The following is a 24852-nucleotide window of genomic DNA, read 5'->3' as shown; positions in this document are numbered from 1 at the left end:
TCCCGCGCCGAAGAAAACGCCTCAAAAAGCAACACCGGCCGGAGTTTATAGCTCCGGCCGGTGTTTTAGCGCGTTTTACTTGCCGAGCTTGCCGAGTTCGGCCGTCAGCTCCGGAACCGCCTGGTAGAGGTCGGCGACCAGGCCGTAATCGGCAACCTGGAAGATCGGCGCGTCCTCGTCCTTGTTGATCGCGACGATCACCTTGGAGTCCTTCATGCCGGCCAGATGCTGAATCGCGCCGGAAATGCCGACCGCAACATAGAGCTCGGGGGCTACGACCTTGCCGGTCTGGCCGACCTGCCAGTCGTTCGGCGCATAGCCCGCATCCACCGCCGCGCGCGAAGCGCCGACGCCGGCGCCGAGCTTGTCGGCGAGCGGCTCGATGTACTTTGCGAAGTTCTCGCGGCTCTGCATGGCGCGGCCTCCGGAGACGATGATCTTGGCCGAGGTCAGTTCGGGACGGTCGCTCTTGGCGACTTCCTCGCCGACAAAGGACGACAGGCCCGGATCGGCCGCCGCCGCGACGCTCTCGACCGACGCGCTGCCGCCTTCGCCCGCTGCGGCAAAGGTGGAGGTGCGCACCGTGATGACCTTCTTGGCGTCCTTCGACTTCACCGTTTGGATGGCGTTGCCGGCGTAGATCGGACGCTCATAGGTGTCGGGGGCGACCACCTTGGTGATTTCCGAGACCTGCATGACGTCGAGCAGGGCCGCGACGCGCGGCATCACGTTCTTGAAGCGCGAGGTCGCGGGCGCGACGATGGCGTCGTAGCCGGGAGCCAGCGAGACGATCAGCGCGGCCAGTGGCTCGGCCAGATCGTGCGCGTAAAGCGCGCCGTCGGCGAGCAGCACCTTCTTCACACCGGCAAGCTTTGCGGCCGCGTCCGCCGCGGCCTTGGCATTCTCGCCGGCCACCAGAACCTCGACGTCCGCGCCGAGCGCGGCCGCTGCGGTCAGGGCCTTGTTGGTCGCATCCTTGAGCGACGCATTGTCGTGTTCGGCAATCAGAAGCGTCGTCATCAGAGCACCCCGGCTTCGTTCTTGAGTTTCGACACCAGCTCGGCGACGTCCTTGACCTTGACGCCCGCCTTGCGGCCCGCCGGCTCCGTCGTCTTGAGAACCTCGAGGCGCGCGGTGAGATCGACGCCGTAATCGGCGGCGGTCTTGTCCGCGATCGGCTTCTTTTTGGCCTTCATGATGTTAGGCAGCGAGGCATAGCGCGGCTCGTTGAGACGGAGATCGGTGGTGACGATCGCCGGTCCCTTCAGCTTCACGGTCTGCAGGCCGCCGTCGACTTCGCGGGTGACCTTGAAGTCGCTGCCTTCGACCTCGAGCTTCGAGGCGAAGGTCGCCTGCGACCAGCCGAGCAGCGCGGCCAGCATCTGGCCGGTCTGATTGCTGTCGTCGTCGATCGCCTGCTTGCCGAGAATGATCAGGCCCGGCTGCTCTTCGTCAGCAATCTTCTTCAGGATCTTGGCGACCGCGAGCGGCTCGACCGCGCCCTCGGCCTTCACCAGGATGCCGCTATCGGCGCCCATGGCGAGACCGGTGCGGATCGTTTCCGACGCCTGCGCCGGTCCGATGGAGACCACCACGACTTCGGTCGCCTTGCCGGCTTCCTTCAGGCGCAGCGCTTCTTCGACCGCGATTTCGTCGAACGGGTTCATCGACATTTTGACGTTGGCGAGTTCAACGCCCGATCCATCGCTCTTGACGCGGACCTTGACGTTGTAATCGACCACCCGCTTTACCGGCACCAAGACCTTCATCGATCCTCTTTCACTCAATCTGGGAGGGGGTTTATCAACTGGCGCGGAACCTAAAGGCCTGATCCGGCCCGGTCAACGCGCGAAGGGGTCTAATTTTGGCGCCCAGAAATGCGCGGCCCAATGGGTCAGCGATTCTGGCCCGGAACCCAGAGCACGTCGCCGCCGCCGTCATTGGCGGCGCGGCTCGCCACGAACAGGAAGTCCGACAGGCGGTTCATATACTGGATGCCAGCGGTACCCACAGGCTCGTCCGGCCGCGCCGCCAGTTCCACCATCACGCGTTCCGCCCTGCGGCAAATCGTACGGGCGACATGGAGGGTGGCAGCGGCCGGCGTTCCGCCCGGAAGCACGAAGGAGGTCAGGGGCGCCAGCTTGTCGTTGAGCGCGTCGATGTCGCGCTCGAGCCGCTCGACCTGGCTCGCGACCACCCGCAGCCGCTCCGCCTTGCCCTCACGTTCGGGCACCGCGAGGTCCGCGCCGAGGTCGAACAGATCGTTCTGAATGCGCCCGAGCATTGCGTCGAGCTCCGGCGCATCCTTTGTGTACAGACGGACGACGCCGATCGCGGCATTGGTCTCGTCGACCGTGCCATAGGCCTCGATGCGCAGATCGTATTTCGGCCGGCGCTCGCCCGAGCCGAGCGCTGTCGTGCCGTCGTCACCGGTTTTCGTATAGATGCGGTTGAGCACGACCATGTTAACGCCCCATCGCCCACACGGCGACCATCGCGATGACGATCGCCACGAACTGAAGCAGCACGCGCCAGCGCATCAGCTTCTGCGAGGTGTTGGGCGAGCCGCCGCGCATCATGTTGATGAGACCGAGCAGCAGCACCAACGCCACGGCGCCGACTGCGATCGGCAGGATGAAAGTACTCAGGAGAGATGCCATTCAAGGGTAAATAACACCCTCCGCGCCGGTCCGCCATGGCGTTCCCGATCTGGCTTTTAAGCCAATAATATCAGAAGCTAGCTGGATGATTTCCGATTTGCGCGAATTGCCCGCCTTCTTCGTCTCTCCCCGCAAGCGGGGCGAGCAAGCGGCGCCAGCGGTGTAGGTGGCGCGTGAAGGCAATCCGCACCATCTACCTTGTCGTAATGGACGCGTTCTACACGTTCCTCGCCGATGACGGCTGGGCGATCGCGAGCCATATCGCGCTGTCGACGCTGATGGCGCTGTTCCCGTTCCTGATCGTGCTGACCTCGCTCGCCGGCTTCTTCGGCTCCAAGGAACTCGCCGACCAGGCTGCAAGCCTGATGCTTCAGGTCTGGCCCAAGCAGGTCGCGGATTCGATCTCGGGGGAAGTCCACGACGTGCTGACCACGACCCGCACCGGCCTATTCACCATCGGTGCGGTGCTGTCGGTCTACTTCGCCTCCAACGGCGTCGAGGCGCTGCGGGTCGCACTCAACCGCGCCTATGCGGTCGTGGAGATGCGGCCCTGGTACTTTCTACGGCTGGAATCGATCGCCTACACGCTGATTGCGGCCTTCACCGCGCTCGCCATGGCATTCCTGATCGTGCTCGGGCCGCTGCTCATCGAGGCCGCGCGCGCGCACATCCCGCTCTTCGTTGAATCCAACGAGAGGATCCTCACCTGGCTGCGCTACGGCATCACCGTCGGCGCGCTCGTGGTGGCGCTGATGATCCTGCATACTTGGCTGCCGGCGGGACGGCGCCGGTTCCTCCAGATCCTGCCCGGCATCGTCTTCACCATCGTGGCGTCGCTGGTATCAGGCATCGTGTTCGGGCAATATCTGGCGCGCTTCGCCAACAATTACGTGACGATGTATGCGGGGCTCGCCTCGGTGATCATCGCGCTGGTGTTCCTGTACTTCATCGCGGCGATCTTCGTTTTCGGCGGCGAGCTCAACGCCGCGATCATCAAGTCGCGGCTTCCTCACGGCGTGTCGCTGCAAGCAGCGCAGTCGCTAGCGCCCGCGGAGACACAGGCTTGACCAGAAAGGCGTCGGCGCCGGCCTCGCGTGAGGCGACTTCGTCTTCGCCGCGACCTGACACCCCGATGATGGGGATTTGAGCCAGCGGCGTCGCCATGGTGCGGATCCGCCTGATCGCCTCGACGCCATTGATGCCCGGCAGCACCATATCCATCAGCACCGCGTCGAAGGCGCCCTGCGCGAGCCGGTTCACCGCGTCCTCGCCGCGCCCGATGAACTCGGCATGATGGCCGAGCTCGGTCAGGATGGTGTTGAGCACGACGCGGCCGAACGGATTGTCCTCGACGCTGAGCAAGCGCAGCGCCGGGACCGCATCCATCTCGGCTTCGCCCTTCGACTTGCGGGACTTGCCCGATCCCGTGGCATCCACCGACACCGTCAACGTAAAGGTGGCGCCGCCGCCGGGCCGAGGGGCGACCGTGATATCGCCGCCCATCGCGCGCGCCAACTGCTTCACCGAGGACAGGCCCAGGCCGGCGCCGCCGAAGCGCGAGGCAATGGTGACATTGGCCTGGGTAAACGGCCGGAACAGCCGCTTGATCTCGGCCATGGTGAGGCCGATGCCGCTGTCGGACACCGCGAAGGCGACACCGACGCTGCCTTTGTTCTTTGCTTTGCCTTTGCTCTTGGTGTTGCTCTTGCTCTTGGCGGAATGCCAAGGCGCGACCGTGAGCGCCACGCCGCCGTGCTCGGTGAACTTCACGGCATTGTCGATCAGGTTCTCGAGCGCGGCGCGCAGGCGGACGGGATCACCGACCACCAGCCCCGGCAGTTTCTCCGAGATATTGACCTCGGCCTGGAGACCCTTGGCCGCGGCGCGACCGGCCAGCGAATCGCCGGCGTTGCGGGCGAGCGTCCGCAGGTCGAACAAATCCTGCCGCAGCGAGCTTCCACCCCCGACCGTCTTTCCGGTCCCCTTGCCACTTCGGGCGGCATCGACGAACAGGGTGGCAAGGTTCGCCAGATGCTCGGCGCCGGCCTTGATCGTGTCGGCCCAGCGTCTTTCCCGTTCCCCGAGATCCGACGTCGCGAGCAGGTCGCTGATCGCGAGAATGCCGGTCAGGGGGGTGCGGACCTCATGGGCAAAGGCGGCAAGCGCGGCCTGGACGACGTCCGGCTCGACCCGCTTGGTGCTGCGCTTGCGCAACCGGGCAGTCGGCCCGGAGCGCTTCCGAGCCACTCGCTTGGACGTCCCCGTAGTGCGCGCTGCGCGCGTTTTCGCCGCCATAACTCCCCTTCGAAGTATCCCCTTCGAACCCCGGGCCGTCAGGTGAGCATGGCACGGCGGAACACCCGGAGTCACGGCGGCGTTTGGCTAACCCCCAGAGAAACTTAATCTAATCCCACCAACTGGCGGATACCGGCCGGCGTGGCGCCGGCAGCGCGCAGTTCACGAAGGCCGGTCGAGCTGGTTGATTTCGACAGTTTCCGGCCACCCTGGTCGCGAACTAGCCCATGGTGGCGGTAGACGGGTTCCGGCAGGCGGAGCAGAACCTGGAGCAAACGGTGGACCGAAGTGGCGTGGAACAGGTCTTGGCCCCGCACGATCTCGCTGATGTCCTGGAGCGCATCGTCGACAACGACGGACAGATGGTAACTGGTCGGCGTCTCCTTGCGGGCCACAATGACATCGCCCCAGGCTTCTGGCCGCGCCGGAACGACACCACGCTCACCATCGGGCCCCTCGCCCAGTTCGTTCCAACTCAGGCCGGCGGCGCGGCGGCAGGCGGCCGCCATGTCGAGCCGAAGCGCATAAGGCGCACCGGTGTCGATGAGGCGGTCTCGCTCGTCGGCGGACAGCGATCCGGCGTCGCCGGGATAGAGCGGCGCGCCGTCGGGATCGCGCGGCCACGGCCCATCCGCCTCACGCGCCGCAACCTGCCTTGCGATCTCGGCGCGGCTTTCGAAGGCGGGATAGACCAGGCCGAGCGCCGAGAGCCTGTCCAGCGCCGTCCGATACGCGTCGAGATGCTCCGACTGCCGCCGGACCGGCGTCTCCCAGGCGATGCCGAGCCAGGCGAGGTCTTCGCAGATCACGGTCTCATATTCCGGCCGGCAACGCGTCGCGTCGATGTCCTCAATGCGGAGCAGCAACCGCCCGCCAGTCTCTCGCGCGCGATCGGAATTCAACAGCGCTGAATAGGCGTGGCCGAGGTGCAGGTAGCCGTTCGGACTGGGAGCAAATCGGAAAACGGGTGGCGACATGCTTCGGAACTCATCATGGCCGGGCTTCACCGTCACGGTTGTCATTCCGGGGCGGTTCGCAGGACCGAACCCGGAATCTCGAGATTCCGGGCTCGCCCCGGAATGACCGAGTAAGATATTCGGTACGCGGTCAAGCCCGCGCATGACAAGTTGAGCAAGCCATGACCATCCACCTCGAAACCCAATCCGATCTCGAAGAGGCCGTCCACGTGCTGGTCAAGCGTGATCCGCGCCTGAAGCCCGTACTGGCGACGGCCGGCATGCCGGCATTGCGGCGGCGCGAGCCGGGCTTTGCGGGGCTTGCCCACATCGTCTGCGGGCAACAGCTCTCGACCGCGAGCGCCGCGGCGATCTGGGGACGGCTGTCGGCTGCCTTCGATCCGTTCGACCATGACGCGGTGCGACGCGCTCGCACCGACCGATTGGGGCGGCTCGGCCTGTCCGCCGCCAAGATCAAGACGCTGAAACATCTCGCGCGCGAGATCACGGCACAGCGGCTGAACCTCGACGTGCTCGCAGAAGAAGACGCCGATGCCGCGCATCACACGCTGATCGCACTGCCCGGCATCGGACCGTGGACCGCAGACGTCTATCTGCTGTTTTGCCTGGGCCATGGCGACGCCTGGCCGGCCGGCGACCTTGCCGTGCAGGAAGGCATCCGCATCGGGCTCGGCTTGCAGGCGCGGCCGACGGAGAAGCAGATGGCGCCGCTCGCCGAACCCTGGCGACCCCTGCGCGGCGCGGCGGCGCATCTATGGTGGAGCTATTATCGCGCGGTGAAAAAACGCGAAGGCGTCATCGCGGGACCAGTTTAGCCCCGCAACCTGACGCGATCGGTCCGGGCGCAATCGGCGACGAAGTCGACCACGGCCCGCACCGCCGGCAGCTCGACGAGGTCGGGATGGGCGAGCAGCCACAGGTCCGCCACGCTGGCGAGCTTCTGCGGCGCGACGCGCACGAGATCGGGATAGCTTTCGGCGACAAAGCACGACAGGGCGGAAATTCCGAGTCCGGCGCGGACCGCCGCCAGCATGTCGCCCTGGGACGAGCAGCGCATCACCACCCTGGCCTGACGCGTGACGACGTCGCTCCAGCGCGCAAGCTGGGCATTGGAGGTCTGATCGGCGAAACCGATGACGCTATGCCCCTTCCACTCGCCGCGCCGTTCCGGCAAGGACCGCCCGCCGCGCGTACTCCCGCGAGGCGTAGAATCCCGTGCCGAGGCGGCCGACCTTGCGGCCAACCAGATTTTCCTCGCCGCTGTCAAAGGGCCGCAGCACCACGTCCGCCTCGCGTCGGCGCACGCTGGCCGGAAACGGATGGGTGATGATCTCGAGCTGGACGTGATCATGCGCGCGAAGGAAAGCAGGCAGGCGCGGCATCAGCCAATGCGAGGCCAGCGTCGCGCCGATCGACAGCTTGACGGTACCGCGCGCCTTATGCCCTCCCGCCGAGACTGCCGTCTCTGCCCGCAGCGCCGCCGCCGCCATCGCCTCGGCGTGCTCGCGCAGTGTCCGTCCATCCGCGGTCAGCGCCAGGCCGTCGGCGGCGCGCGCCACCAGCCTAGTGCCGAGCTGGGCTTCCAGCGCCGCGATCTTGCGGCTGACGGTGGGATGGCTGCTGTGCAGCCGGCGCGCCGCGCCGGTGAAGCTGCCGGTATCGGCGACCGCGACGAAGGTTTTGCAAAGGTCCCAGTCCATGCGCGGCCTCTGTTCAAATCTGAATAGTGATCTGTTCAATATTGAACGATGGGAGGCCGCACTCCAACCCCTATAATGGCGTGAAATGAAACATGGGCGGCAACTCGCCCGCGACAAATCAAACAGGGAAACGCCTCGTCATCCGCCTGCCAGCGGGCCGCGTTTCCGGGAGGACATCATGGCGCTGCCCGCTCTCTTGAAGGATTCGCTCGAGCTGCCCGTGGTCGGCTCGCCGCTTTTCCTCGTCTCCGGCCCCGAGCTGGTGATCGCCCAGTGCAAGGCCGGCATCGTCGGCTCGTTTCCGGCGCTCAATGCCCGTCCGGTGGAAAAGCTCGACGAGTGGCTGAGCCGCATCGAGGACGAACTCGGCGAATACAAATCGCGCAATCCCGGCAAGAAGGTCGCGCCCTACGCCGTCAACCAGATCTGCCACGCCTCCAACGACCGGCTGATGAAGGACATGGAGACCTGTGTGAAGCACCGGGCGCCCATCATCATCACCTCGCTGCGGCCGCCCGCCGAACTCGTCGAGGCCGCGCATTCCTACGGCGGCCTCGTGTTCCACGACGTCATCAACGTCAAGCACGCGCGCAAGGCGGCCGAGCAAGGCGTCGACGGCCTGATCCTGGTCTGCGCAGGCGCTGGAGGACATGCAGGAACGCTCTCGCCTTTCGCGCTGGTACGCGAGGTCAAGCAATGGTTCGACGGCGCGATCCTGCTGTCGGGCGCGATCAGCGACGGCTTCGCAATCGCCTCCGCGCTGACGCTGGGCGCCGACCTCGCTTATATGGGCACGCGCTTCATCGCGACGAAGGAAGCCAACGCTGACGAAGCCTACAAGTCGGCGCTGACGCAGCACGCCGCCCACGACATCGTCTACACCAACCTCTTCACCGGCGTGCACGGCAACTATCTCGGCCCTTCGATCGCCGCGGCCGGGCTCGATCCGGCCAATCTGCCGGCCGCCGACAAGACCAAGATGAACTTCGGCTCCGGTGGCAACATGAAGTCCAAGGCGTGGCGAGACATCTGGGGCTCGGGACAGGGTATCGGCCAGATCGCCGATGCACCGCCGGTCGCCGAGCTCGTCGATCGGATGAAACAGGAATTCGACCAGGCCCGACAGGATTTCCTGATGCGCGTCAGCGCCTGACGTCTCGGACCGACAATAAAACGGGAGGACACCATGAAGCTGGCAGCCGCACTGATCGGCATGTCGTTGCTGACGCTCGCTGGCGGCAGCGCCCATGCCGAAGGCAGCGACGAGATCCGCATCGGGCAAACCCTGCCCTACAGCGGTCCGGCCTCCGGCTTCGGCGCAATCGGACGGACGCAGGAAGCGTTCTTCGAGAAGGTCAATGCCGAAGGCGGCATCAACGGCCGCAAGGTCAAGTTCATCACACTGGACGACGCCTATTCGCCGCCGAAGACCGTCGAGCAGACCCGCAAGCTGGTGGAGCAAGAGGAGGTGCTGATGATGTTCGGCTCGCTCGGCACCGCCACCAACAGCGCCGTGCAGCGCTATCTCAACGCCAAGAAAGTGCCGCAGCTATTCGTGCTCTCCGGCGCCACCAAATGGGCCGAACCACAGAAGAATCCGTGGACGATGCCGGGCATGGCGGCCTACGAATCCGAGGGCGTGGTCTATGCCAAGTATATTTTGCAGACCAAGCCCGATGCCAAGATCGCGATCTTGTCGCAGAACGACGATTTCGGCCGCGACTATGTCGCGGGGTTCAAGCGTGCGCTCGGGCCCAAGGCCGCAAGCATGATCATCGCGGAAGCGAGCTACGAGACCAGCGCGCCGACGATCAGCTCGCAGCTCTCGACCTTGAAGGCCTCCGGCGCCAACGTTCTGTTCGGCGTCGTGCTCGGCAAGTTCACCTCGCAGATGGTCAAGGGCGTGGCCGAGATCGGCTGGAAGCCGGAGCTGTTTTTCGTGCCGACCTCGGCCTCCTCGATCTCTTTCCTGGAACCGGCGGGGCTCGACAACGCGGTCGGCCTGATCTCGTCGAGCAACCAGAAGGACACGATGGATCCGCAATGGGCCGACGATCCCGGCGTGAAGGAATACTTCGCCTTCATGAAGCGCTACATGCCGACCGCGGATCTCTCCAACTCCAACTACGCCGCGGGCTATCACTATGCCACGCTGCTGATGACGGTGCTGAAGGCGTGCAAGGATGATATCAGCCGCGATAACATCATGCGCCAGGCGGCCTCCTTGAAGGATGTGAAGCTGCCGCTGCTGCTGCCGGGAATGGCTGTTACGACCGGCCCCGACGACTATCTGCCGTTCCAGCAGCTTCAGCTCCGGCGCTTCAATGGCAAGAGCTGGGTCGGCTTCGGCGACGTGCTGGATGATCGCTAGACGAGCGGAATGAGGGGACGCCATGATCATCAGCGGCGAACGCCAGATCAGCTATGACGACATCCGGGCCCGGATCAGGCGGGCGATGAGCGGCTTCCGCGCCTTGGGGCTGGCCGAGGCCGCGCCGGTCGCGATGATGCTGCGCAACGATTTCGCACTGTTCGAGGTGGTTGCGGCCTCGGCCGCGCTGGGAAGTCCGGTGGTGCCGATCAACTGGCATTTGAAGGCCGAGGAGGTCCGTTACATCCTGGCCGACAGCGGGGCGAAGATCCTGGTCTGCCATGCCGATTTGCTGCCGCAGATCCGCGACGGCATACCGGCGGATGTCCTTGTCCTGGTCGTCGCGACCCCGCCCGAACTCGCAGCGACCTTCCCGATCCCTCGAGAGCTGACCGAGATCCCGGTGGGACTGACCGATTGGGACCGCTGGCGCGACGACCATCCGCAAGCGCAGGAGCCGCCGCGGCGGGCCGCAGCGATGATCTATACATCGGGCACCACGGGCATGCCGAAGGGCGTTCGGCGCATGCCGATGCAGCCCGAACAGGCGGCCGCTTCCGAACGCGTAGGCGGGATCGCCTATGGCATCAAGCCGCGGGACAACCAAATCGTGCTGATCAACGGGCCGATGTATCACTCGGCGCCGCATTCCTACGGCATGCTGGCGTTCCGCAGCGCTTGCACCATCATTCTCCAGGCGCGGTTCGATGCGGAGGAGCTGCTGGCGCTGATCGAGCGCCACCGCGTCACGCATATTCACATGGTACCGACCATGTTCGTCCGGCTGCTGCGGTTGCCCGAAGCGGTCAGGCAGCGCTACGACCTGTCGTCGCTGCGTTTCGTCGTGCACGGCGCCGCGCCCTGCCCGCCAGACGTCAAGCGCGCGATGATCGACTGGTGGGGACCGGTGATCAACGAATATTTCGGCTCCACGGAGACCGGGATCCCGGTGTGGCATTCGGCCGAGGAAGCACTGAAGAAGCCCGGCACGGTCGGCCGCGCCATCGAAGGCGGCATCGTCAGGATCTTCCGCGATGACGGCAGCCCGTGCGGTGCCAACGAAGTCGGCGAAATCTACATGCGCCAGACGGCAGTGCCCGATTTCGACTATCACGGCAGATCGCAGGCAAGGGCCGAGGCCGGCCGTGACGGCCTCGTCAGCGTCGGCGACGTCGGTTACCTCGACGAGGACGGCTATCTGTTCCTGTGCGATCGCAAGCGCGACATGGTGATCTCCGGCGGCGTCAACATCTATCCCGCCGAGATCGAGAACGTGCTGATCGGAATGCCCGGCGTGCGCGACTGTGCCGTGTTCGGCATCCCGGACGCGGAATTCGGCGAGCGGCTGTGCGCCTTTGTCGAGCCTGAACCGGATGCCGAGCTCTCGGCCGACGCCGTCCGATCGTTCCTGCGCGAGCGGCTTGCCAATTTCAAGGTGCCCAAGGACGTCGAATTCCGCGACGCTCTGCCGCGCGAGGCCACGGGAAAGATCTTCAAGCGCAAGCTGCGGGAGTCCTATTGGGCGACGTGAGCCGGGAGCTCACTTTGGCCCATGATCGATGCAGCCGAGCTTTTCGAAATACGAACTTCTCAGGCAAAAGTGCAGTCTGCATAAACGGGAAAGAGCGGCAATCGTTCCTGGAGTCTTGAGAATTCGCGATGGTTGAATCCACGCGCTTCGATTTCCGAGCAACCGCAACCAATTCGAATCTCGTCTGTTGTCGACCGGCACAATCACTGCCGGAGGATAAACTATGTCACGTCTAATTTCGCTCGCTGCGGCTGTCCTGCTGCTCGGATCAATGCCCGTAAGCGCGCAGTCGCAAAAGGCACAAAGCGGCCCGGGCAACAACGCCGTCAACAGCTCTGATCACAACAACTCCAACGCACCCGTCGCAGGCCGCAACAGCTTCACCGAGGGACAGGCGAAGTCGAAGATCGAGGGCGCCGGCTATTCCAATGTTTCCGGCTTGCAAAAGGACGACAACGGCGTCTGGCGCGGCAAGGCCGACAAGGCCGGGACCAAGGCGGACGTGAGCGTCGATTTCCAGGGCAACGTGAACCCCGCCAAGTAAGGAGGATAAAACATGACCACCACCATTTCTCGACTTTATGACACCTATTCGGATGCGGAACGTGCGGTCAGGCGTCTGGAGGCCGCGGGCGTGCCGCACTCCGACATCAGCATCGTCGCGAACAATTCCGATAATTGGTACGGCTCCTCCACCGGGAAGGTCGACCGCGATCGCGACGGCGTCGACGATCGCGCCGAAGGTGCCGGCACGGGCGCCGGGATCGGCGCTGGCCTCGGCAGCGCGGCGGGCCTGCTTGCAGGACTCGGCTTGCTGGCTATTCCGGGACTCGGACCGGTGGTTGCCGCCGGATGGCTGGCTTCGACCGCAGTTGGTGCCGCGGCCGGCGCCGCGACGGGCGGCATCGTTGGCGCGCTGACCGAAGCCGGCGTCTCCAAGGACGATGCGTCGCGCTACGCGGAAGGCGTCCGTCGCGGCGGAACGCTGGTATCGGCGCGGGTACCCGACCAGGACCGCACACGTCTCGATGCCCTTTTGCACGAGAAGGCCGTGAACCTGCAGGAACGCAGCACCGCCTGGCAGAAGTCCGGCTGGAACGGCTTCGATGCCGCAAGCCCGCCCTTGTCGCCTGACGATGTCGGCCGTGAGCGCGAGCTGTACGGCACTGGGGTGCGGGGTAGGTAGGGATGTTTCGCTCGCCGCTACGCGAGCGGCTGTGAATGCCAAGAGCGCGAGGGAGGCTCCACCAAGGTGGAGCCTTTTTCGCGTGCCCTCCTCGAACACCATGAGGGTGCCGCAGGTCTCTCTCAACGGGCGCATTCCGCTGAAGCAGGGGCACATGTTCTCACTGCTCGGGTAATCGGCTATTGGCCGGCTGCGAAACAGTATAGCGTTCGACCCTAGAGGAAACGCCGCGAAGACGGCACGAGGTCGCGCATGCTGGACAGGACGAAGGATATTGCCGCATCCGCGCAAACCTGGCTCGACGAATTTGAGCGCACGCTTGGCGCACCCGATGGCGCTGGGTTGGATCGTCTTTTCCTTGCCGACAGCTATTGGCGCGACGTGCTGGCACTCAGCTGGAACCTGCAAACGATCGCCGGCGGCGACTCGATCAAGCAGGAGCTGACAACGCTCGCCGCACGGGTCGCGCCGGGCAGCTTCAAGATCGCGCCGAACCGGGCGCCACCGCGCTGGGTGACCCGCGCCGGGACCAACACGATCGAAGTGATCTTCAATTTCGAAACCGCACTGGGGCGCGGCAGCGGCATCGTCAGGCTTGTGCCCGACGTCGCCGACGGCGACCGCCTGAAAGCGTGGACGCTCCTCACCGCGCTCGACGAGCTCAAGGGCTTCGAGGAGCAGCTCGGCACCTCGCGGCCGCGCGGCCAGGCCTATTCGCGCGACTTCCGTGGACCGAACTGGCTCGACCTGCGCAACGCCTCGCGCGACTACGCCGATCGCGACCCCGCCGTGCTGGTGGTCGGCGGCGGCCAGGCGGGGCTCGCGATTGCCGCGCGGCTGAAGCAGTTGAAGATCGACACCCTGATCGTCGATCGCGAGACACGGATCGGGGACAATTGGCGCAAGCGCTACCACGCGCTGACCCTGCACAACCAGGTGCAGGTCAATCATTTGCCCTACATGCCGTTTCCGCCGAGCTGGCCGACCTATATTCCCAAGGACAAACTCGCCAACTGGTTCGAAGCTTATGTCGAGGCGATGGAGCTGAACTTCTGGACCGGCACCGAATTCGAAGGCGGCGCCTACGACGATGCCAAGGGCAATTGGACCGTCACGTTGCGACGTGCTGACGGTGGCAAACGCATCATGCACCCGCGCCATGTGGTGATGGCGACCGGTGTCAGCGGCATCGCCAATGTGCCTTTCATCCCGACCCTCGATAACTTCAAGGGCACGCTGCTCCATTCGAGCCGCTACGAGGACGGCGAACACTGGACCGGCAAGCGCGCCATCGTCATCGGCACCGGCAATAGCGGTCACGACATCGCGCAGGATCTTCACTCCAGTGGCGCCGACGTGACGCTGGTGCAGCGTTCACCTACGCTCGTCACCAATATCGAGCCGCCGGCACAGCTCGCTTATGCGACCTACAATGAGGGCACGCTCGAGGACAACGATCTGATCGCGACCTCGATGCCGACGCCGCTGGCGAAGAAGACCCATGTGATGCTGACGGAGCAGTCGAAGGACCTCGACAAGGAGCTGCTCGACGGATTGCGGCGCGTCGGCTTCAAGCTCGATTTCGGCGAGGCCGGCACCGGCTGGCAGTTCAAATATCTCACCCGTGGCGGCGGCTATTATTTCAACGTCGGCTGCTCCAACCTCATCGTCGAGGGTGAGATCAAGCTCAGGCAGTTTTCCGACATCGAGAGCTTCGTCACCGAGGGCGCCCGGATGAAGGACGGTACGACTATTGCCGCCGATCTGATCGTGCTCTCGACCGGTTACAAGACGCAGGAATATTTGGTGCGGAAACTGTTCGGCGAGGCCGTCGCCGACCGGGTCGGCCCGGTCTGGGGTTTTGGCGACGGCCTCGAGCTGCGCAACATGTATGTGCGCACTGGGCAGCCCGGCCTCTGGTTCATCGCCGGCAGCCTCGCGCAATGCCGGATCAACTCGAAATATCTCGCGCTCCAGATCAAGGCGATCGAGGAAGGGATTTTGGAGGTGGGCGCGATTTGAGTCTCCTCGTCATTGCGAGCGCAGCGAAGCAATCCAGTGTCTTTCCGCGGAGACAGTCTGGATTGCTTCGCTGCGCTCGCAATGACAGTGTGGAGACGATCGCGCATCGCCGATACGAATAAGAGGAGAACACCCATGCCAGCCATTCTCGGCACCGGCGAGCACCGCTACCGCGTCGTTGAGAACTTCGCAAAGCTGCCGGACGGATGGCAGCTCACCGACGTCGCGTCGGTCGCGGTCGACAGCAAGGACCGCGTCTACGTCTTCAACCGTGGTGCCCATCCGATGGTCGTGCTGGACCGCGAGGGCAATTTTCTCCGGAGTTGGGGCGAAGGCCTGTTCTCGCGCGCTCACGGCCTGCACATCGATGCCGACGACAATCTCTATTGCACCGATGACGGCGACCACACCGTGCGCAAGTGCACCACCGACGGCAAGGTGCTGCTGACGATCGGCATCCCCGAGAAACCGTCGCCGTTCATGAGCGGCGATCCGTTCCACCGCTGTACCCACACTGCACTGTCGCCGAAGGGCGAAATCTACGTCTCCGACGGCTATGGCAATGCGCGCGTGCACAAGTTCACGCCCGGCGGCAAACTGATGACAAGCTGGGGCGAGCCCGGCACCGATCCCGGCCAGTTCAACATCGTGCACAACATCGCCACCGATGCCGACGGCTTTGTCTATGTCGCCGACCGCGAGAACCACCGCGTGCAGGTATTCGACGGCAACGGCAAGTACGAGACGCAGTGGAACAATCTGCACCGCCCTTGTGCGCTATGCTGCTGCGGTGGGGCTAAGAGCCCGACCTTCGTCATCGGGGAACTCGGTCCTGGCCTGGCCGTCAACCGCAAAGTGCCCAATCTCGGCCCGCGGTTGTCGATCGTGGACGCCAAGGGCAACCGCATCGCGCGGCTCGGCGGCGAGGCAGGCCCGGGCGTTGCGAGCGGAAAATTCCTGGCGCCGCACGGCATTGCACTGGATTCCAGGGGCGACATCTATGTCGGCGAGGTCGGGGTCACCGACTGGAAAACCAGCTTTCCGGATGAGGAGATGCCAGCCGCGGTGCGCGCGACGCGATGTCTACAGAAGCTGGAGCGGGTGCGGGAGTAGCTGCCTCGGCACATCCACGTCGCGCTGTCAGCACGACGCTGCCCCAGCGCCTCGGACCTGGAAATCACGGCGTTTTGCGCGCTTTGCCACCCCCTGGCCGCATTGCTTGCGCCGGAATAAGTCGCTCAACGGGCTTCACAATCCCGTCACGCTGCATGTAGTATGTCAGTTACGTGCTGCTTCGCAGCGTACATTGGAGGCCAGGAGCGTTACTTGAACGCACATGTCTCGCAAGGCCATTGGCCGGTGTTGGTGCTGAACGCGGACTTCCGGCCGCTGAGTTACTACCCACTGTCTTTGTGGTCGTGGCAGGACGCGATCAAGGCGGTATTCCTCGACCGCGTCAACATCGTCGCGCATTACGATCAGGCGGTCCATAGTCCCACGCTGCAAATGCAGCTGCCGAGCGTCGTCTCGCTCAAATCCTTCGTCAAGCCGACCACGCACCCTGCCTTCACCCGATTCAACGTCTTCCTGCGCGATCGTTTCGCCTGCCAATATTGCGGCTCGCCCGAAGACCTTACCTTCGACCACATTATCCCGCGCAGCAAAGGCGGCCAGACCACCTGGGAGAACGTGGTCGCCGCTTGCTCGCCCTGCAATCTGCGCAAGGGCAATCTGACGCCGGTGCAGGCCAAGATGTTTCCACGCCAGCACGCGTTCGCGCCGACCGTGCACCAGCTCCACCGCAACGGCCGGCTGTTCCCGCCGAACTATCTGCACGACAGCTGGCTGGACTATCTCTACTGGGATACGGAGCTGGATCCGTAGCGTCGGCATGCAGGCCCTCGGCAGTCCATCGTGGACTTGCACCGCTCAACGCCGGGAGAGATCAGCGAGCTTCGCTATCTTCGCGCTTGCTCCAGGTCGATCTGATAGACGGAAATCCGGTCGATCTCGAATGCGACGGTAGGCGGCGACTCCGCGTCGACCGGACCGACGCCGAGAAAGAATTTCGATCCGATCGCGAGATTGACGATCATGTACATGGGATCGTCGAAACCGATCGGCACCTTGATGTCGGACACCGGCCTGCGGTCGATGAAATAGACCAGGCGATCCTCCTCCCACAGCACACCGTAAGTGTGGAATGCGCTCGAAGCGTCGCCGACAGCGAAGTCGAAGCCGCAGGACTGGATCTTCTGGGTCGAGGGAATCCGCCAATGCGTCGTCATCACGAGATCACCCGGCTTTTCGCCGCGGCCTTCCAGCACGTCGACCTCCGGCGGCCAGCCGCCGTCATCCGCCAGCATCCAGAACGCCGGCCATACCGCGTGCCCGACCGGCACCTTGGCGCGGATCTCGAAATAGCCGTGCTTCTGCGCGAACGTGCCCTGGGTCGTCAGTATCCCGGAGATGTACTCGTTGTCGAACAACACCGGTTTCAATTCCGGTGGCGTGCGGCTGGCGACGATCGACAGCACGCCGTCCTTGACCTTGAAGGGATCGAGCCCGAGCGGCGCCGCCGTGCGCCCGGCGTAGCGCGGATCGACATAGATCTGTTGCTCGCCATTGGCGCTGGTCTTGCGCTTGAAGTCGGAGCCGTCGCCGCCCCAATAGCGCGCCTCCGGCCAGGCCGCACCGCCAGCGTAATGCGGCACCCAGCGTCCGTTCGCCAGCGGATGCTCGTCAAAATCCTCGTTGAAGGTCCGGCGTAGCGGCAAGAAGACCAGCGAGGCCGGATTGACCGTTTCCAGCCGACGGCACTCGATGGTGGAGGGATCGGTCGTCACCTGCAGCGACATGCTCACCGAGGCACCGTCGAGATCGTCCTGCGCGATGGCCGGCGCAGGCACTACGCAGAGACCGATCGCAGCCAGAGCGCCCCTCGTCCAACGCGCGATCATGACCGCTCTTCGAAGATGCCAGAGGAAGAGCTGAAGTTAGCTCGCCCATATCGGGACGGGCAAGAGCGGGCCCGCGACCGCGCGCCAATTCGGGAGCGCCACCCGCCCACACCATCCGGATTTTCGTGCACTTATAAAAAATGGAGCACCGCGCGCGGCAGGCGACCGGCGGGTCTCCCTCGGGGACGGAACTCGAAGCGCCGGCATCCGTTCAGAGTCGAGGCCGGATGTCGCGCGGACGCCGGTTGTCCGCGACGGACATATCCGGCCCCGCCACAGCACAAGGGGAGAATAGTCATGGCCACAAGCGAGACGGATCACGTCTACAAGATTCTGGAACTGGTCGGTTCGTCCGAGACATCGATCGAGGAGGCGATCAAGAACGCGGTCAGCCGGGCCGCCAAGACCGTTCGCGAGATGAAATGGTTCGAGGTGGTGCAAACGCGCGGCCATATCGAGAACGGTGCCGTGCGCCACTACCAGGTGACGCTGCGGGTCGGCTTCACGCTGGATGAGTAAGGCACAAAACGCCGGGCGAAGCCGACGCCCGGGGCCAGCCTGATTAGCTCGACAATAGCCTGTCCATTGCCGAGGATTGTTCCAACCGGAAGCGCACAATCCGCGCGGATGTTGCAACAGGCCGTTAAGGCCAAAGTGAGAGGTTTGCACCGAAATGGAGCAAGCCTGATGACCACGGGCCGCGAACTCGGAAAGACGCGCCTTCCGCTCTGGGCAGCGGGTTTCGTCATCCTGACCTGCTTCGCCATCCTCGGCTTGAGCGGCTGGCGTGAATGGGAAACACGCAATGCCGATCTCAAGAACGCCGAGATCGACGTCGCCAATCTGGCGCATTCGCTGATCCAGCACGCGGACGACACCTTCGAACTCGTTGATACGATCCTCGTCGGGTTAGTCCATCGGCTCGAGATCGACGGCACGGGTCCGGACACGATTACCAAGCTTCAGGCCTATCTGCCGACACGGAAATCATCGGACCGCATCCGCGGCATCTTCGTTTATGACGCGACCGGGCAGTGGCTTGCCACGACCGAGCGGCTCGACTTCTCCAAGCTCAACAACAGCGACCGCGGATATTTCCAGCGTCATCGCGACTCGCCCGAGATGGGCACGTTGATCGGACCGCCCGTGAAGAGTCGAGCCGGGGGCCAATGGGTCGTCACCGCGTCCCGCCGGATCAACGATGCCGACGGCGGCTTCGCCGGCGTTGCCCTGCTCACGATCGACGTCAGCTATTTCGTCAAGTTCTACGAGCGGTTTGACATCGGTACCAACGGCTCGGCATCGCTGCTCAACGATAGCGGCATCATGCTGGCGCGCAGCCGCGACGACAGCGGCGCCTTTGTCGGACGCGACCTGTCCAATGCGCCCTTGTTCAAGGGATGGGAAAGTCGTCCCGCCGCGGCAGTCTACTATTTCAAGTCGCCACTCGATGGCGTCCAGCGGCTCAGCTATTACCAACGCAGCAGCCGCTATCCCCTGATGGTGCTGGCGAGCAAGTCGCGGGACGACGTGCTGGCGCCCTGGCGGCAAGCCGCGGCTGCGCGCACCATCTTCGTCCTCGGCCTCGTGCTGCTGATCGCGGTGATCGGCTTTTACCTGGTCCGTCAGCTCGTGCAGCGGCAGCGCATGGCCCAGGCCCTTGTCGTCAGCGAAGCAAACTTCCGCCTGTTGGCCGAGCAATCCAGCGACATGGTGACCCGGATCGGGCTGGACAACCGGCTGCTCTACGTTTCCCCCTCGTGCGTGCGCATCACGGGCTGGTCCTCCGACGAACTGCTGTCCACCTCGGCCCTGGCCGGCATTCACGCCGACGACATGGAGCGGGTCGAGCAGGCTATCGCCGCGCTGAAGAATGGCGAGGCCGAGGAGACGCGGTTCGTCTATCGCCAGCGTCATCGCGACAAGGGCGAGATCTGGGCGGAGGCGGCGTTGCACGTGACCCTGGCGTCGGACAGCGGCGAGATCGACGGCGTCGTCGCGGTGGTGCGCGACATGACCGAGCAAAAGGATCTTCAGGACAAGCTCGCCTCGCTTGCAACGACCGACGGCCTCACCGGCCTCGCCAACCGGCGCGCTTTCGACGAGCGTCTCGCAGACGAATGGGCGCGCGCAAGGCGCGACGGCACGCAGCTCTCGCTCCTGCTGATCGATGTCGATCATTTCAAGAAATTCAACGACCAATACGGCCATCTGGCCGGTGACGGATGCCTGCGCGCGCTGGCCCGAATCCTGTCCGCGCACACCAAGCGCCCGGCCGATCTCGCGGCACGCTATGGTGGCGAAGAATTCGCCGTGCTGTTGCCGAACACCGGTCCCGAGGGCTGCGCCGAGGTCGGCGATGGGATTCGCAAGGCCCTGCACGATCTGGCCATGCTGCACGCGCAAAGTCCCCCTTCCCGCCTGGTGACTGCAAGCGTCGGCGGCGCGACGAGCCTTCCATCCCAAACCACGACGGACTGCAGCACGCTGGTCGCCGCCGCCGACCGCGCGCTCTACGCCGCCAAGGACAACGGCCGTGACCGGCTGGTGATGTCGGGACAGGTCGTTCCCTGGCCCGCCAGGAGCGCGTGACGGATCGACCGCTGGCCCGATTTGTCGCCGGCGCTCCAGCGCGGTATGGCTTGGATCACGGCCGGATGTTCGGCCCATCCGAGAGTGCCGCTGTGACTGGTAGAATCAAGCTCGTCCTCTTCGACATGGACAATGTCCTTTGCGACTACGACAGGGCAAAGCGTGTCGCATGGCTGGCGAAGCTTGCGGGGACCACGAGCGAATCCGTCCACAAGGCGATCTGGGACAGCGGCTTCGAGTTGCTCGGCGATTCCGGCACTCTCGATGCCGCGGACTATTTGCGGGGTTTCGGCGACCGCATTGGCTATCCGCTGTCACTGGACGAGTGGATCGAGGCGCGACGCCGGTCAATGCAGGCCGATCATGCCATGCTGGAGATTGCCGGCAGCTTGCGTCAAACCGTCGACATTGCCGTCCTGACCAACAACACCACGCTAGTCGCCGACCATATCGCTGCGCTGCTGCCGGAATTGCCGCCGCTGTTCGGCGCGCGGATCTACGCCTCGGCCCGGTTCAAGACGGCGAAGCCAGACCCGCGCTGCTTCCGCCTCTGTCTGTCGGAGCTCGACGTCAAACCGGAGAGCGTCCTGTTCGTCGACGATCTCATGGCCAATGTCGCCGGCGCACGAGAGGCGGGCCTGTTCGCGCATCACCACACCTCGGTTGAGACTTTCAGGCAGGCCCTTTCGGAGCACGGCTTGCTTCACGCATGAATGGGCGCTCCGCTTTCCCCGGCGTCAGGCGAGATGGCACGCCACAAAGTGCCCGCCCGCTCCCTCCTTCAGCTCCGGTGCGCTTTCCGCGCAACGCGGCTGGGCGATAGGACAGCGGGTGTGGAAGTGGCAGCCCGACGGCGGCTTCATCGGGCTCGGAACGTCGCCCTTGAGGCGGATGCGCTCGCGCTTGAGCTTGGGATCGGGCACCGGCACCGCTGATAACAGCGCCCTCGTGTAGGGATGCTGCGGATTGCGGTAGAGGTCGCTCGCCTTGGCGAGCTCGACGATACGGCCAAGATACATGACCGCGACGCGGTCGGAGATGTGCTCGACCACCGACAAATCGTGCGCGACGAAGAGATAGGTGAGGTTCAGCTCGGCCTGGAGATCTTCCAGCAAGTTGATGACTTGCGCCTGGATCGAGACGTCGAGCGCGGACACCGGTTCGTCGCAGACGATCAGCTTCGGCTCGACCGCGAGCGCGCGCGCGATCACGATGCGCTGGCGCTGGCCGCCGGAGAACTCATGCGGATAGCGCCGCATGTGCTCGGCCTTGAGACCGACCTTCACCAGCAGGCTCGCGACGCGATCCTCGCGCTCCTTGGCTGATGAGCCGAGCCTATGGATGATCAGCGCCTCGCCGAGGATGGCGCCGACCGTCATCCGCGGATTGAGCGAGGCGAACGGGTCCTGGAACACGAGCTGCATGTTCCGCCGCATCGCGCGCAAATCGGTACCGCCAAGCTGGCCGACGTCCTGGCCGTCGAACACGACCTCGCCATCGGTCGGCTCGATCAGGCGCAGCACGCAGCGTCCCGTCGTCGACTTGCCGCAGCCGGATTCGCCGACGAGACCTAGCGTCTCGCCGCGGTTGACGGAGAACGAGACCCCGTCCACCGCATAAACGCTGCCGACCTGTCGCGACAACAGTCCGCCATGCACGGGGAAATATTTCTTCAGGCCGCTGACGCGGAGCAAGGGCTCGGTCATGCTGCGCCTCCCAACTGCGTATCGCCCAGATGACAGGCCATGCGGTGGCCAGGCGCGATCTCGCGCAGCAGCGGCTCCCTCTCGGTGCAGACGCTCATGGCGTGGCGGCAGCGCGGAGCGAAGCGGCAGCCGACCGGCGGATTGATCAGGATCGGTACCGAGCCGCCGATCGCCTCCAGCCGCAGCTTGTGCTCGCTGGCGAGATCGATGCGCGGGATCGAGCGGATCAGTCCCTGGGTATAGGGATGGCCGGGATTGCCGAAGAGGTCGTCGACAGGCGCCTCCTCCACCACCTTGCCGGCATACATCACGACGACGCGTTGCGCGGTCTCGGCGACGACACCCATGGCATGGGTGATCAGCATCACCGCCATGCCGAAGCGTTCCTTCATGTCCTGGAGCAGGTCGAGGATCTGCGCCTGAATGGTGACGTCGAGAGCCGTCGTCGGCTCATCGGCGATGATCAACTTCGGCTTGCAGGCGAGCGCCATCGCGATCATCACGCGCTGGCGCATGCCGCCGGAGAACTGATGCGGATAGTTGTGCACGCGGCCTTCGGCGTTGGGTATCTGCACCAGCTTGAGCATCTCGATGGTGCGCTCGAGCGCCTGTTTCCTGGTGACGTTCTCATGGCGGCGCAGGCTTTCGGCGATCTGCTCGCCGATGGTGAGCACCGGATTGAGCGAGGTCATCGGCTCCTGGAAGATGAAGCCGATCTCCTTGGCGCGGATCTCGTCGAGCTGACTGCTCGTCAGCGGCACGAGATCGCGGCCTTCGAAGATGATCTCGCCCGCCGCGATGCGGCCCGGCGGCATCGCGATCAGCTTCAGGATCGACATCGCGGTGACGGTCTTGCCGCAGCCGGATTCGCCGACGACGCAGAGCGTCTCGCCCCGGTTGATGGAGATGTCGACACCGTCGACGGCCTGGAGGATGCCGTCGTCGGTGGAGAAGTGGGTTTTCAGTCCCCTGATCTCGAGCAACGGCGCCATCAGATCACCCGCCGCGCATCGAGCGCGTCACGAAGGCCGTCGCCGATGAAGTTGATGGCGACCACTGCGATGAAGATCGCGCCGCCCGGAAACAGCGCCCAGTGCGGGCCGATGTCGAGAAAGTCCTTTGGCATCATAGAGCAGCCGGCCCCAGGTCGGCGTATCCGGAGGGAAGCCGAGGCCGAGGAAGGACAGCGTAGATTCCGCGATGATGGCTGCGGCGACGTCGATGGTGCCGGCGATGATCACCGGACCCAGCGCATTGGGCAGGATATGGCGCACCACCTGCCGCACCGGGCTTGCCCCGAGCGCGCGCGCGGCTTCGACGAATTCCTTCTCGCGGATCGACAGGAACTGGGCGCGGACGAGGCGGGCGACCGGCATCCACCGCAAGCCACCGATCACGAGCACGATCAGGATGAAAATGCCGCCCTCGGGGCCGAAAGCGGCCTTCAGCCCGTCGCGGAAGAGATAGATCAGCAGCAGCAGCAGGGGCAATTGCGGCAGCGACAGAAAGAGATCGGTGAGCCACATCAGCCCATGGCCGAGCGCGCCGCGCGACATGCCTGCGAGCGCGCCGATCAGCACCCCGACAAAGACCGAGACCAGCATCGCGGCGAGACCGACCGCGAGCGAGATGCGCCCGCCATAGATCATGCGAGCAAGGATATCCTGCCCGAGATCGTCGGTGCCAAAGGGATGGGCCAGCGACGGCCCCTGCATGCCCGCCACGATATCGATGTCGTCGATCTTGACCCGCCAGATAAAGGGGCCGACCACCACCGCCAGGATCAGAACGAGGAGCAGGAACGCGCTGACCACGGCAAGCTTGTGGCGGCTATAGCGCCGCCACGTCTCGCGCCAGGGCGAGTAGACGCGCCGCTCAGCGGAGGGAGATGCGAGGGTCAAGCCAGCCATAAAGAACGTCCGCGATGAGATTGAACAGCACGACCAGGCACGCGAAGACGAAGGTGACGGCCATCACCACCGGCGTGTCGTTGGAAAGGATGGAGGAGATCAGCAGCGAGCCGATGCCGGGGATGCGGAAAATCTGCTCGGTGACAATGGCGCCGCCGAATACCGCCGGGATTTGCAACGCAATCAGCGTGACGACCGGGATCATCGCGTTACGCATCACATGCTTGATGATCACCCGCCGCTGGCCGATGCCCTTGGCGCGCGCGGTGGTGACATAGTCCAGCCGGATCACGTCGAGCATCGCCGAGCGCACGAAACGCGTCATCGACGCAGCCTGGAACAGGCCGAGCACCGCCACCGGCATGATCGCCTGACGGATCGTCTCCGCCAGCCAGTGAATACCGGTGCCCTTGATGTCGGTCGTGTAGACGAAAGGCAGCCAGTCCAGCGTGACCGAGAAGATCAGGATGAACAGGATGCCGGTGAAGAAGGTTGGCAGCGAGAAGCCGACAAAGGCGAGCGTGTTGGCGACCTGGTCGAACAGCGAATAAGGTTTCGTCGCGGCGTAGACCCCGACCGGGATCGCGATCAGGAGCGCCAGAATCTGGGCCGAACCGATCACGTAGAGCGTCGTTGGCAGTCGCTGGAGGATGAGCGTGTCGACGTTCATCCGGCTGACGAAGGAGAAACCCCAGTCGCCGTGCAACATGGCGTTGAGCCAGTGCAGGTAACGAAGGTAGATCGGATCGTCGAGGCCGAACTTCGCCCGAAGCGCGAGAGCGACTTCGGGCGGCACGTTCGGATTGGTGGCCAGCTCCGAGAAGGGATCGCCCGGGGCTAGTGCGAGCACGACGAACAGCACGAGCGAGATTCCGAGCAGGCTCGGAATCGCGATCAGGAGGCGACGCAGGACATACTGGCTCATGAAGAAGGACCGCTCTA

General features: G+C 64.5%; 23 protein-coding genes and 2 pseudogenes. 13 read left to right on the top strand and 12 right to left on the bottom strand.

Going from position 1 to position 24852, the window contains the following annotated elements:
• Positions 1 to 75: 75 nt before the first annotated feature.
• The 4 genes from ACVIN2_RS24580 to ACVIN2_RS24565 all read right to left on the bottom strand — a co-directional run bounded on the left by ACVIN2_RS24580 (position 76) and on the right by ACVIN2_RS24565 (position 2660).
• Positions 76 to 1020, bottom strand: a complete 945-nt coding sequence (locus tag ACVIN2_RS24580) for an electron transfer flavoprotein subunit alpha/FixB family protein (RefSeq protein WP_007597340.1) — start codon at positions 1018 to 1020, stop codon at positions 76 to 78.
• Positions 1020 to 1769 carry an electron transfer flavoprotein subunit beta/FixA family protein gene (locus tag ACVIN2_RS24575; protein ID WP_456767536.1) on the bottom strand — a complete coding sequence of 250 codons (750 nt, stop codon included), beginning with the start codon at positions 1767 to 1769 and terminating at the stop codon, positions 1020 to 1022. The genes ACVIN2_RS24580 and ACVIN2_RS24575 overlap by 1 nt, the downstream gene beginning before the upstream one ends.
• Positions 1770 to 1894: 125 nt before the next feature.
• Complete coding sequence (locus ACVIN2_RS24570) at positions 1895 to 2464, bottom strand: cob(I)yrinic acid a,c-diamide adenosyltransferase (RefSeq protein WP_456767535.1); 570 nt, start codon at positions 2462 to 2464, stop codon at positions 1895 to 1897.
• Between the two features lies 1 nt (position 2465).
• Positions 2466 to 2660: a twin transmembrane helix small protein gene (locus ACVIN2_RS24565; RefSeq protein ID WP_027514161.1), complete on the bottom strand. Its 195-nt coding sequence runs from the start codon at positions 2658 to 2660 to the stop codon at positions 2466 to 2468.
• 173 nt (positions 2661 to 2833) lie between these two features.
• Here ACVIN2_RS24565 and ACVIN2_RS24560 point away from each other — a divergent pair, with 173 nt between their 5' ends.
• Entirely contained in the window at positions 2834 to 3727 is an 894-nt protein-coding gene (locus tag ACVIN2_RS24560; RefSeq protein ID WP_456767534.1) for a YihY/virulence factor BrkB family protein, read from the top strand.
• Here the strand turns inward: ACVIN2_RS24560 and ACVIN2_RS24555 are convergent.
• Positions 3654 to 4955 carry an ATP-binding protein gene (locus tag ACVIN2_RS24555; protein ID WP_456767533.1) on the bottom strand — a complete coding sequence of 434 codons (1302 nt, stop codon included), beginning with the start codon at positions 4953 to 4955 and terminating at the stop codon, positions 3654 to 3656. The two genes, ACVIN2_RS24560 and ACVIN2_RS24555, sit on opposite strands and share 74 nt — an antisense overlap.
• A 104-nt stretch (positions 4956 to 5059) precedes the next feature.
• Entirely contained in the window at positions 5060 to 5932 is an 873-nt protein-coding gene (gluQRS, locus tag ACVIN2_RS24550) for a tRNA glutamyl-Q(34) synthetase GluQRS (protein WP_456767532.1), read from the bottom strand.
• A gap of 161 nt (positions 5933 to 6093) precedes the next feature.
• Here gluQRS and ACVIN2_RS24545 point away from each other — a divergent pair, with 161 nt between their 5' ends.
• Entirely contained in the window at positions 6094 to 6747 is a 654-nt protein-coding gene (locus tag ACVIN2_RS24545) for a DNA-3-methyladenine glycosylase family protein (RefSeq protein ID WP_456767531.1), read from the top strand.
• Here ACVIN2_RS24545 and ACVIN2_RS24540 read toward each other — a convergent pair.
• Positions 6744 to 7632, bottom strand: a pseudogene (locus tag ACVIN2_RS24540) (LysR family transcriptional regulator). The gene ACVIN2_RS24545 and the pseudogene ACVIN2_RS24540 overlap by 4 nt on opposite strands.
• A 178-nt stretch (positions 7633 to 7810) precedes the next feature.
• On the opposite strand from ACVIN2_RS24540, the gene ACVIN2_RS24535 reads away from it, so the two are divergent.
• From ACVIN2_RS24535 to ACVIN2_RS24500, 8 genes are all read left to right on the top strand, one after another.
• The gene (locus ACVIN2_RS24535) at positions 7811 to 8785 is read left to right on the top strand and encodes an NAD(P)H-dependent flavin oxidoreductase (RefSeq protein WP_456767530.1); all 975 of its coding nucleotides are present in this window, start codon (positions 7811 to 7813) and stop codon (positions 8783 to 8785) included.
• 33 nt (positions 8786 to 8818) lie between these two features.
• Complete coding sequence (locus ACVIN2_RS24530) at positions 8819 to 10003, top strand: ABC transporter substrate-binding protein (protein ID WP_456767529.1); 1185 nt, start codon at positions 8819 to 8821, stop codon at positions 10001 to 10003.
• Positions 10004 to 10025: 22 nt separating this feature from the next.
• Positions 10026 to 11534, top strand: a complete 1509-nt coding sequence (locus ACVIN2_RS24525; protein WP_456767528.1) for an acyl-CoA synthetase — start codon at positions 10026 to 10028, stop codon at positions 11532 to 11534.
• Positions 11535 to 11757: 223 nt separating this feature from the next.
• Positions 11758 to 12078, top strand: a complete 321-nt coding sequence (locus ACVIN2_RS24520) for a PepSY domain-containing protein (RefSeq protein ID WP_027514171.1) — start codon at positions 11758 to 11760, stop codon at positions 12076 to 12078.
• Between the two features lie 12 nt (positions 12079 to 12090).
• Positions 12091 to 12720, top strand: coding sequence for a hypothetical protein (locus ACVIN2_RS24515; RefSeq protein WP_456767527.1), 630 nt, complete (start codon positions 12091 to 12093; stop codon positions 12718 to 12720).
• A gap of 252 nt (positions 12721 to 12972) precedes the next feature.
• Positions 12973 to 14742, top strand: a complete 1770-nt coding sequence (locus tag ACVIN2_RS24510; RefSeq protein WP_456767526.1) for a flavin-containing monooxygenase — start codon at positions 12973 to 12975, stop codon at positions 14740 to 14742.
• A gap of 135 nt (positions 14743 to 14877) precedes the next feature.
• Positions 14878 to 15855 carry a peptidyl-alpha-hydroxyglycine alpha-amidating lyase family protein gene (locus tag ACVIN2_RS24505; RefSeq protein ID WP_456767525.1) on the top strand — a complete coding sequence of 326 codons (978 nt, stop codon included), beginning with the start codon at positions 14878 to 14880 and terminating at the stop codon, positions 15853 to 15855.
• 213 nt (positions 15856 to 16068) lie between these two features.
• Positions 16069 to 16626 (top strand): HNH endonuclease, encoded by a 558-nt coding sequence (locus ACVIN2_RS24500; protein ID WP_007597381.1) that lies wholly within the window; start codon positions 16069 to 16071, stop codon positions 16624 to 16626.
• Positions 16627 to 16700: 74 nt separating this feature from the next.
• On the opposite strand, the gene ACVIN2_RS24495 is transcribed toward ACVIN2_RS24500, so the two are convergent.
• On the bottom strand, positions 16701 to 17702 hold the full coding sequence (locus tag ACVIN2_RS24495) for a glycoside hydrolase family 16 protein (RefSeq protein WP_456767524.1): 1002 nt from the start codon (positions 17700 to 17702) through the stop codon (positions 16701 to 16703).
• Between the two features lie 297 nt (positions 17703 to 17999).
• Between ACVIN2_RS24495 and ACVIN2_RS24490 the strand changes: the two genes are divergently transcribed.
• The 3 genes from ACVIN2_RS24490 to ACVIN2_RS24480 all read left to right on the top strand — a co-directional run bounded on the left by ACVIN2_RS24490 (position 18000) and on the right by ACVIN2_RS24480 (position 21007).
• Entirely contained in the window at positions 18000 to 18221 is a 222-nt protein-coding gene (locus ACVIN2_RS24490) for a dodecin (RefSeq protein ID WP_456767523.1), read from the top strand.
• Positions 18222 to 18389: 168 nt separating this feature from the next.
• Positions 18390 to 20294: a diguanylate cyclase domain-containing protein gene (locus ACVIN2_RS24485; RefSeq protein ID WP_456767522.1), complete on the top strand. Its 1905-nt coding sequence runs from the start codon at positions 18390 to 18392 to the stop codon at positions 20292 to 20294.
• Positions 20295 to 20359: 65 nt separating this feature from the next.
• Positions 20360 to 21007: an HAD family hydrolase gene (locus ACVIN2_RS24480; RefSeq protein WP_456767521.1), complete on the top strand. Its 648-nt coding sequence runs from the start codon at positions 20360 to 20362 to the stop codon at positions 21005 to 21007.
• A 24-nt stretch (positions 21008 to 21031) separates the two neighbouring features.
• Here ACVIN2_RS24480 and ACVIN2_RS24475 read toward each other — a convergent pair whose 3' ends face one another.
• The 4 genes and pseudogenes from ACVIN2_RS24475 to ACVIN2_RS24460 all read right to left on the bottom strand — a co-directional run bounded on the left by ACVIN2_RS24475 (position 21032) and on the right by ACVIN2_RS24460 (position 24835).
• Positions 21032 to 22000, bottom strand: coding sequence for an ABC transporter ATP-binding protein (locus ACVIN2_RS24475; protein ID WP_456767520.1), 969 nt, complete (start codon positions 21998 to 22000; stop codon positions 21032 to 21034).
• Positions 21997 to 22992 carry an ABC transporter ATP-binding protein gene (locus tag ACVIN2_RS24470; protein ID WP_456767519.1) on the bottom strand — a complete coding sequence of 332 codons (996 nt, stop codon included), beginning with the start codon at positions 22990 to 22992 and terminating at the stop codon, positions 21997 to 21999. The genes ACVIN2_RS24475 and ACVIN2_RS24470 overlap by 4 nt, the downstream gene beginning before the upstream one ends.
• Positions 22992 to 23910, bottom strand: a pseudogene (locus ACVIN2_RS24465) (ABC transporter permease). The gene ACVIN2_RS24470 and the pseudogene ACVIN2_RS24465 overlap by 1 nt, the downstream one beginning before the upstream one ends.
• Entirely contained in the window at positions 23876 to 24835 is a 960-nt protein-coding gene (locus ACVIN2_RS24460; protein WP_106941042.1) for an ABC transporter permease, read from the bottom strand. The pseudogene ACVIN2_RS24465 and the gene ACVIN2_RS24460 overlap by 35 nt, the downstream one beginning before the upstream one ends.
• Positions 24836 to 24852: the final 17 nt, after the last annotated feature.

The organism is Bradyrhizobium sp. USDA 3650, from assembly GCF_054057395.1.
This window is presented reverse-complemented; position numbering and strand designations above follow the sequence as displayed.

Excerpts from the sequence above, each read along its gene's own strand:
- ACVIN2_RS24580 (WP_007597340.1), bottom strand. The coding sequence starts at position 1,020 with ATGACGACGCTTCTGATTGCCGAACACGACAATGCGTCGCTCAAGGAT.
- ACVIN2_RS24575 (WP_456767536.1), bottom strand. The coding sequence starts at position 1,769 with ATGAAGGTCTTGGTGCCGGTAAAGCGGGTGGTCGATTACAACGTCAAG.
- ACVIN2_RS24570 (WP_456767535.1), bottom strand. The coding sequence starts at position 2,464 with ATGGTCGTGCTCAACCGCATCTATACGAAAACCGGTGACGACGGCACG.
- ACVIN2_RS24565 (WP_027514161.1), bottom strand. The coding sequence starts at position 2,660 with ATGGCATCTCTCCTGAGTACTTTCATCCTGCCGATCGCAGTCGGCGCC.
- ACVIN2_RS24555 (WP_456767533.1), bottom strand. The coding sequence starts at position 4,955 with ATGGCGGCGAAAACGCGCGCAGCGCGCACTACGGGGACGTCCAAGCGA.
- gluQRS (WP_456767532.1), bottom strand. The coding sequence starts at position 5,932 with ATGTCGCCACCCGTTTTCCGATTTGCTCCCAGTCCGAACGGCTACCTG.
- ACVIN2_RS24545 (WP_456767531.1), top strand. The coding sequence starts at position 6,094 with ATGACCATCCACCTCGAAACCCAATCCGATCTCGAAGAGGCCGTCCAC.
- ACVIN2_RS24535 (WP_456767530.1), top strand. The coding sequence starts at position 7,811 with ATGGCGCTGCCCGCTCTCTTGAAGGATTCGCTCGAGCTGCCCGTGGTC.
- ACVIN2_RS24530 (WP_456767529.1), top strand. The coding sequence starts at position 8,819 with ATGAAGCTGGCAGCCGCACTGATCGGCATGTCGTTGCTGACGCTCGCT.
- ACVIN2_RS24525 (WP_456767528.1), top strand. The coding sequence starts at position 10,026 with ATGATCATCAGCGGCGAACGCCAGATCAGCTATGACGACATCCGGGCC.
- ACVIN2_RS24520 (WP_027514171.1), top strand. The coding sequence starts at position 11,758 with ATGTCACGTCTAATTTCGCTCGCTGCGGCTGTCCTGCTGCTCGGATCA.
- ACVIN2_RS24515 (WP_456767527.1), top strand. The coding sequence starts at position 12,091 with ATGACCACCACCATTTCTCGACTTTATGACACCTATTCGGATGCGGAA.
- ACVIN2_RS24510 (WP_456767526.1), top strand. The coding sequence starts at position 12,973 with ATGCTGGACAGGACGAAGGATATTGCCGCATCCGCGCAAACCTGGCTC.
- ACVIN2_RS24505 (WP_456767525.1), top strand. The coding sequence starts at position 14,878 with ATGCCAGCCATTCTCGGCACCGGCGAGCACCGCTACCGCGTCGTTGAG.
- ACVIN2_RS24495 (WP_456767524.1), bottom strand. The coding sequence starts at position 17,702 with ATGATCGCGCGTTGGACGAGGGGCGCTCTGGCTGCGATCGGTCTCTGC.
- ACVIN2_RS24490 (WP_456767523.1), top strand. The coding sequence starts at position 18,000 with ATGGCCACAAGCGAGACGGATCACGTCTACAAGATTCTGGAACTGGTC.
- ACVIN2_RS24485 (WP_456767522.1), top strand. The coding sequence starts at position 18,390 with ATGACCACGGGCCGCGAACTCGGAAAGACGCGCCTTCCGCTCTGGGCA.
- ACVIN2_RS24480 (WP_456767521.1), top strand. The coding sequence starts at position 20,360 with ATGTTCGGCCCATCCGAGAGTGCCGCTGTGACTGGTAGAATCAAGCTC.
- ACVIN2_RS24475 (WP_456767520.1), bottom strand. The coding sequence starts at position 22,000 with ATGACCGAGCCCTTGCTCCGCGTCAGCGGCCTGAAGAAATATTTCCCC.
- ACVIN2_RS24470 (WP_456767519.1), bottom strand. The coding sequence starts at position 22,992 with ATGGCGCCGTTGCTCGAGATCAGGGGACTGAAAACCCACTTCTCCACC.
- ACVIN2_RS24460 (WP_106941042.1), bottom strand. The coding sequence starts at position 24,835 with ATGAGCCAGTATGTCCTGCGTCGCCTCCTGATCGCGATTCCGAGCCTG.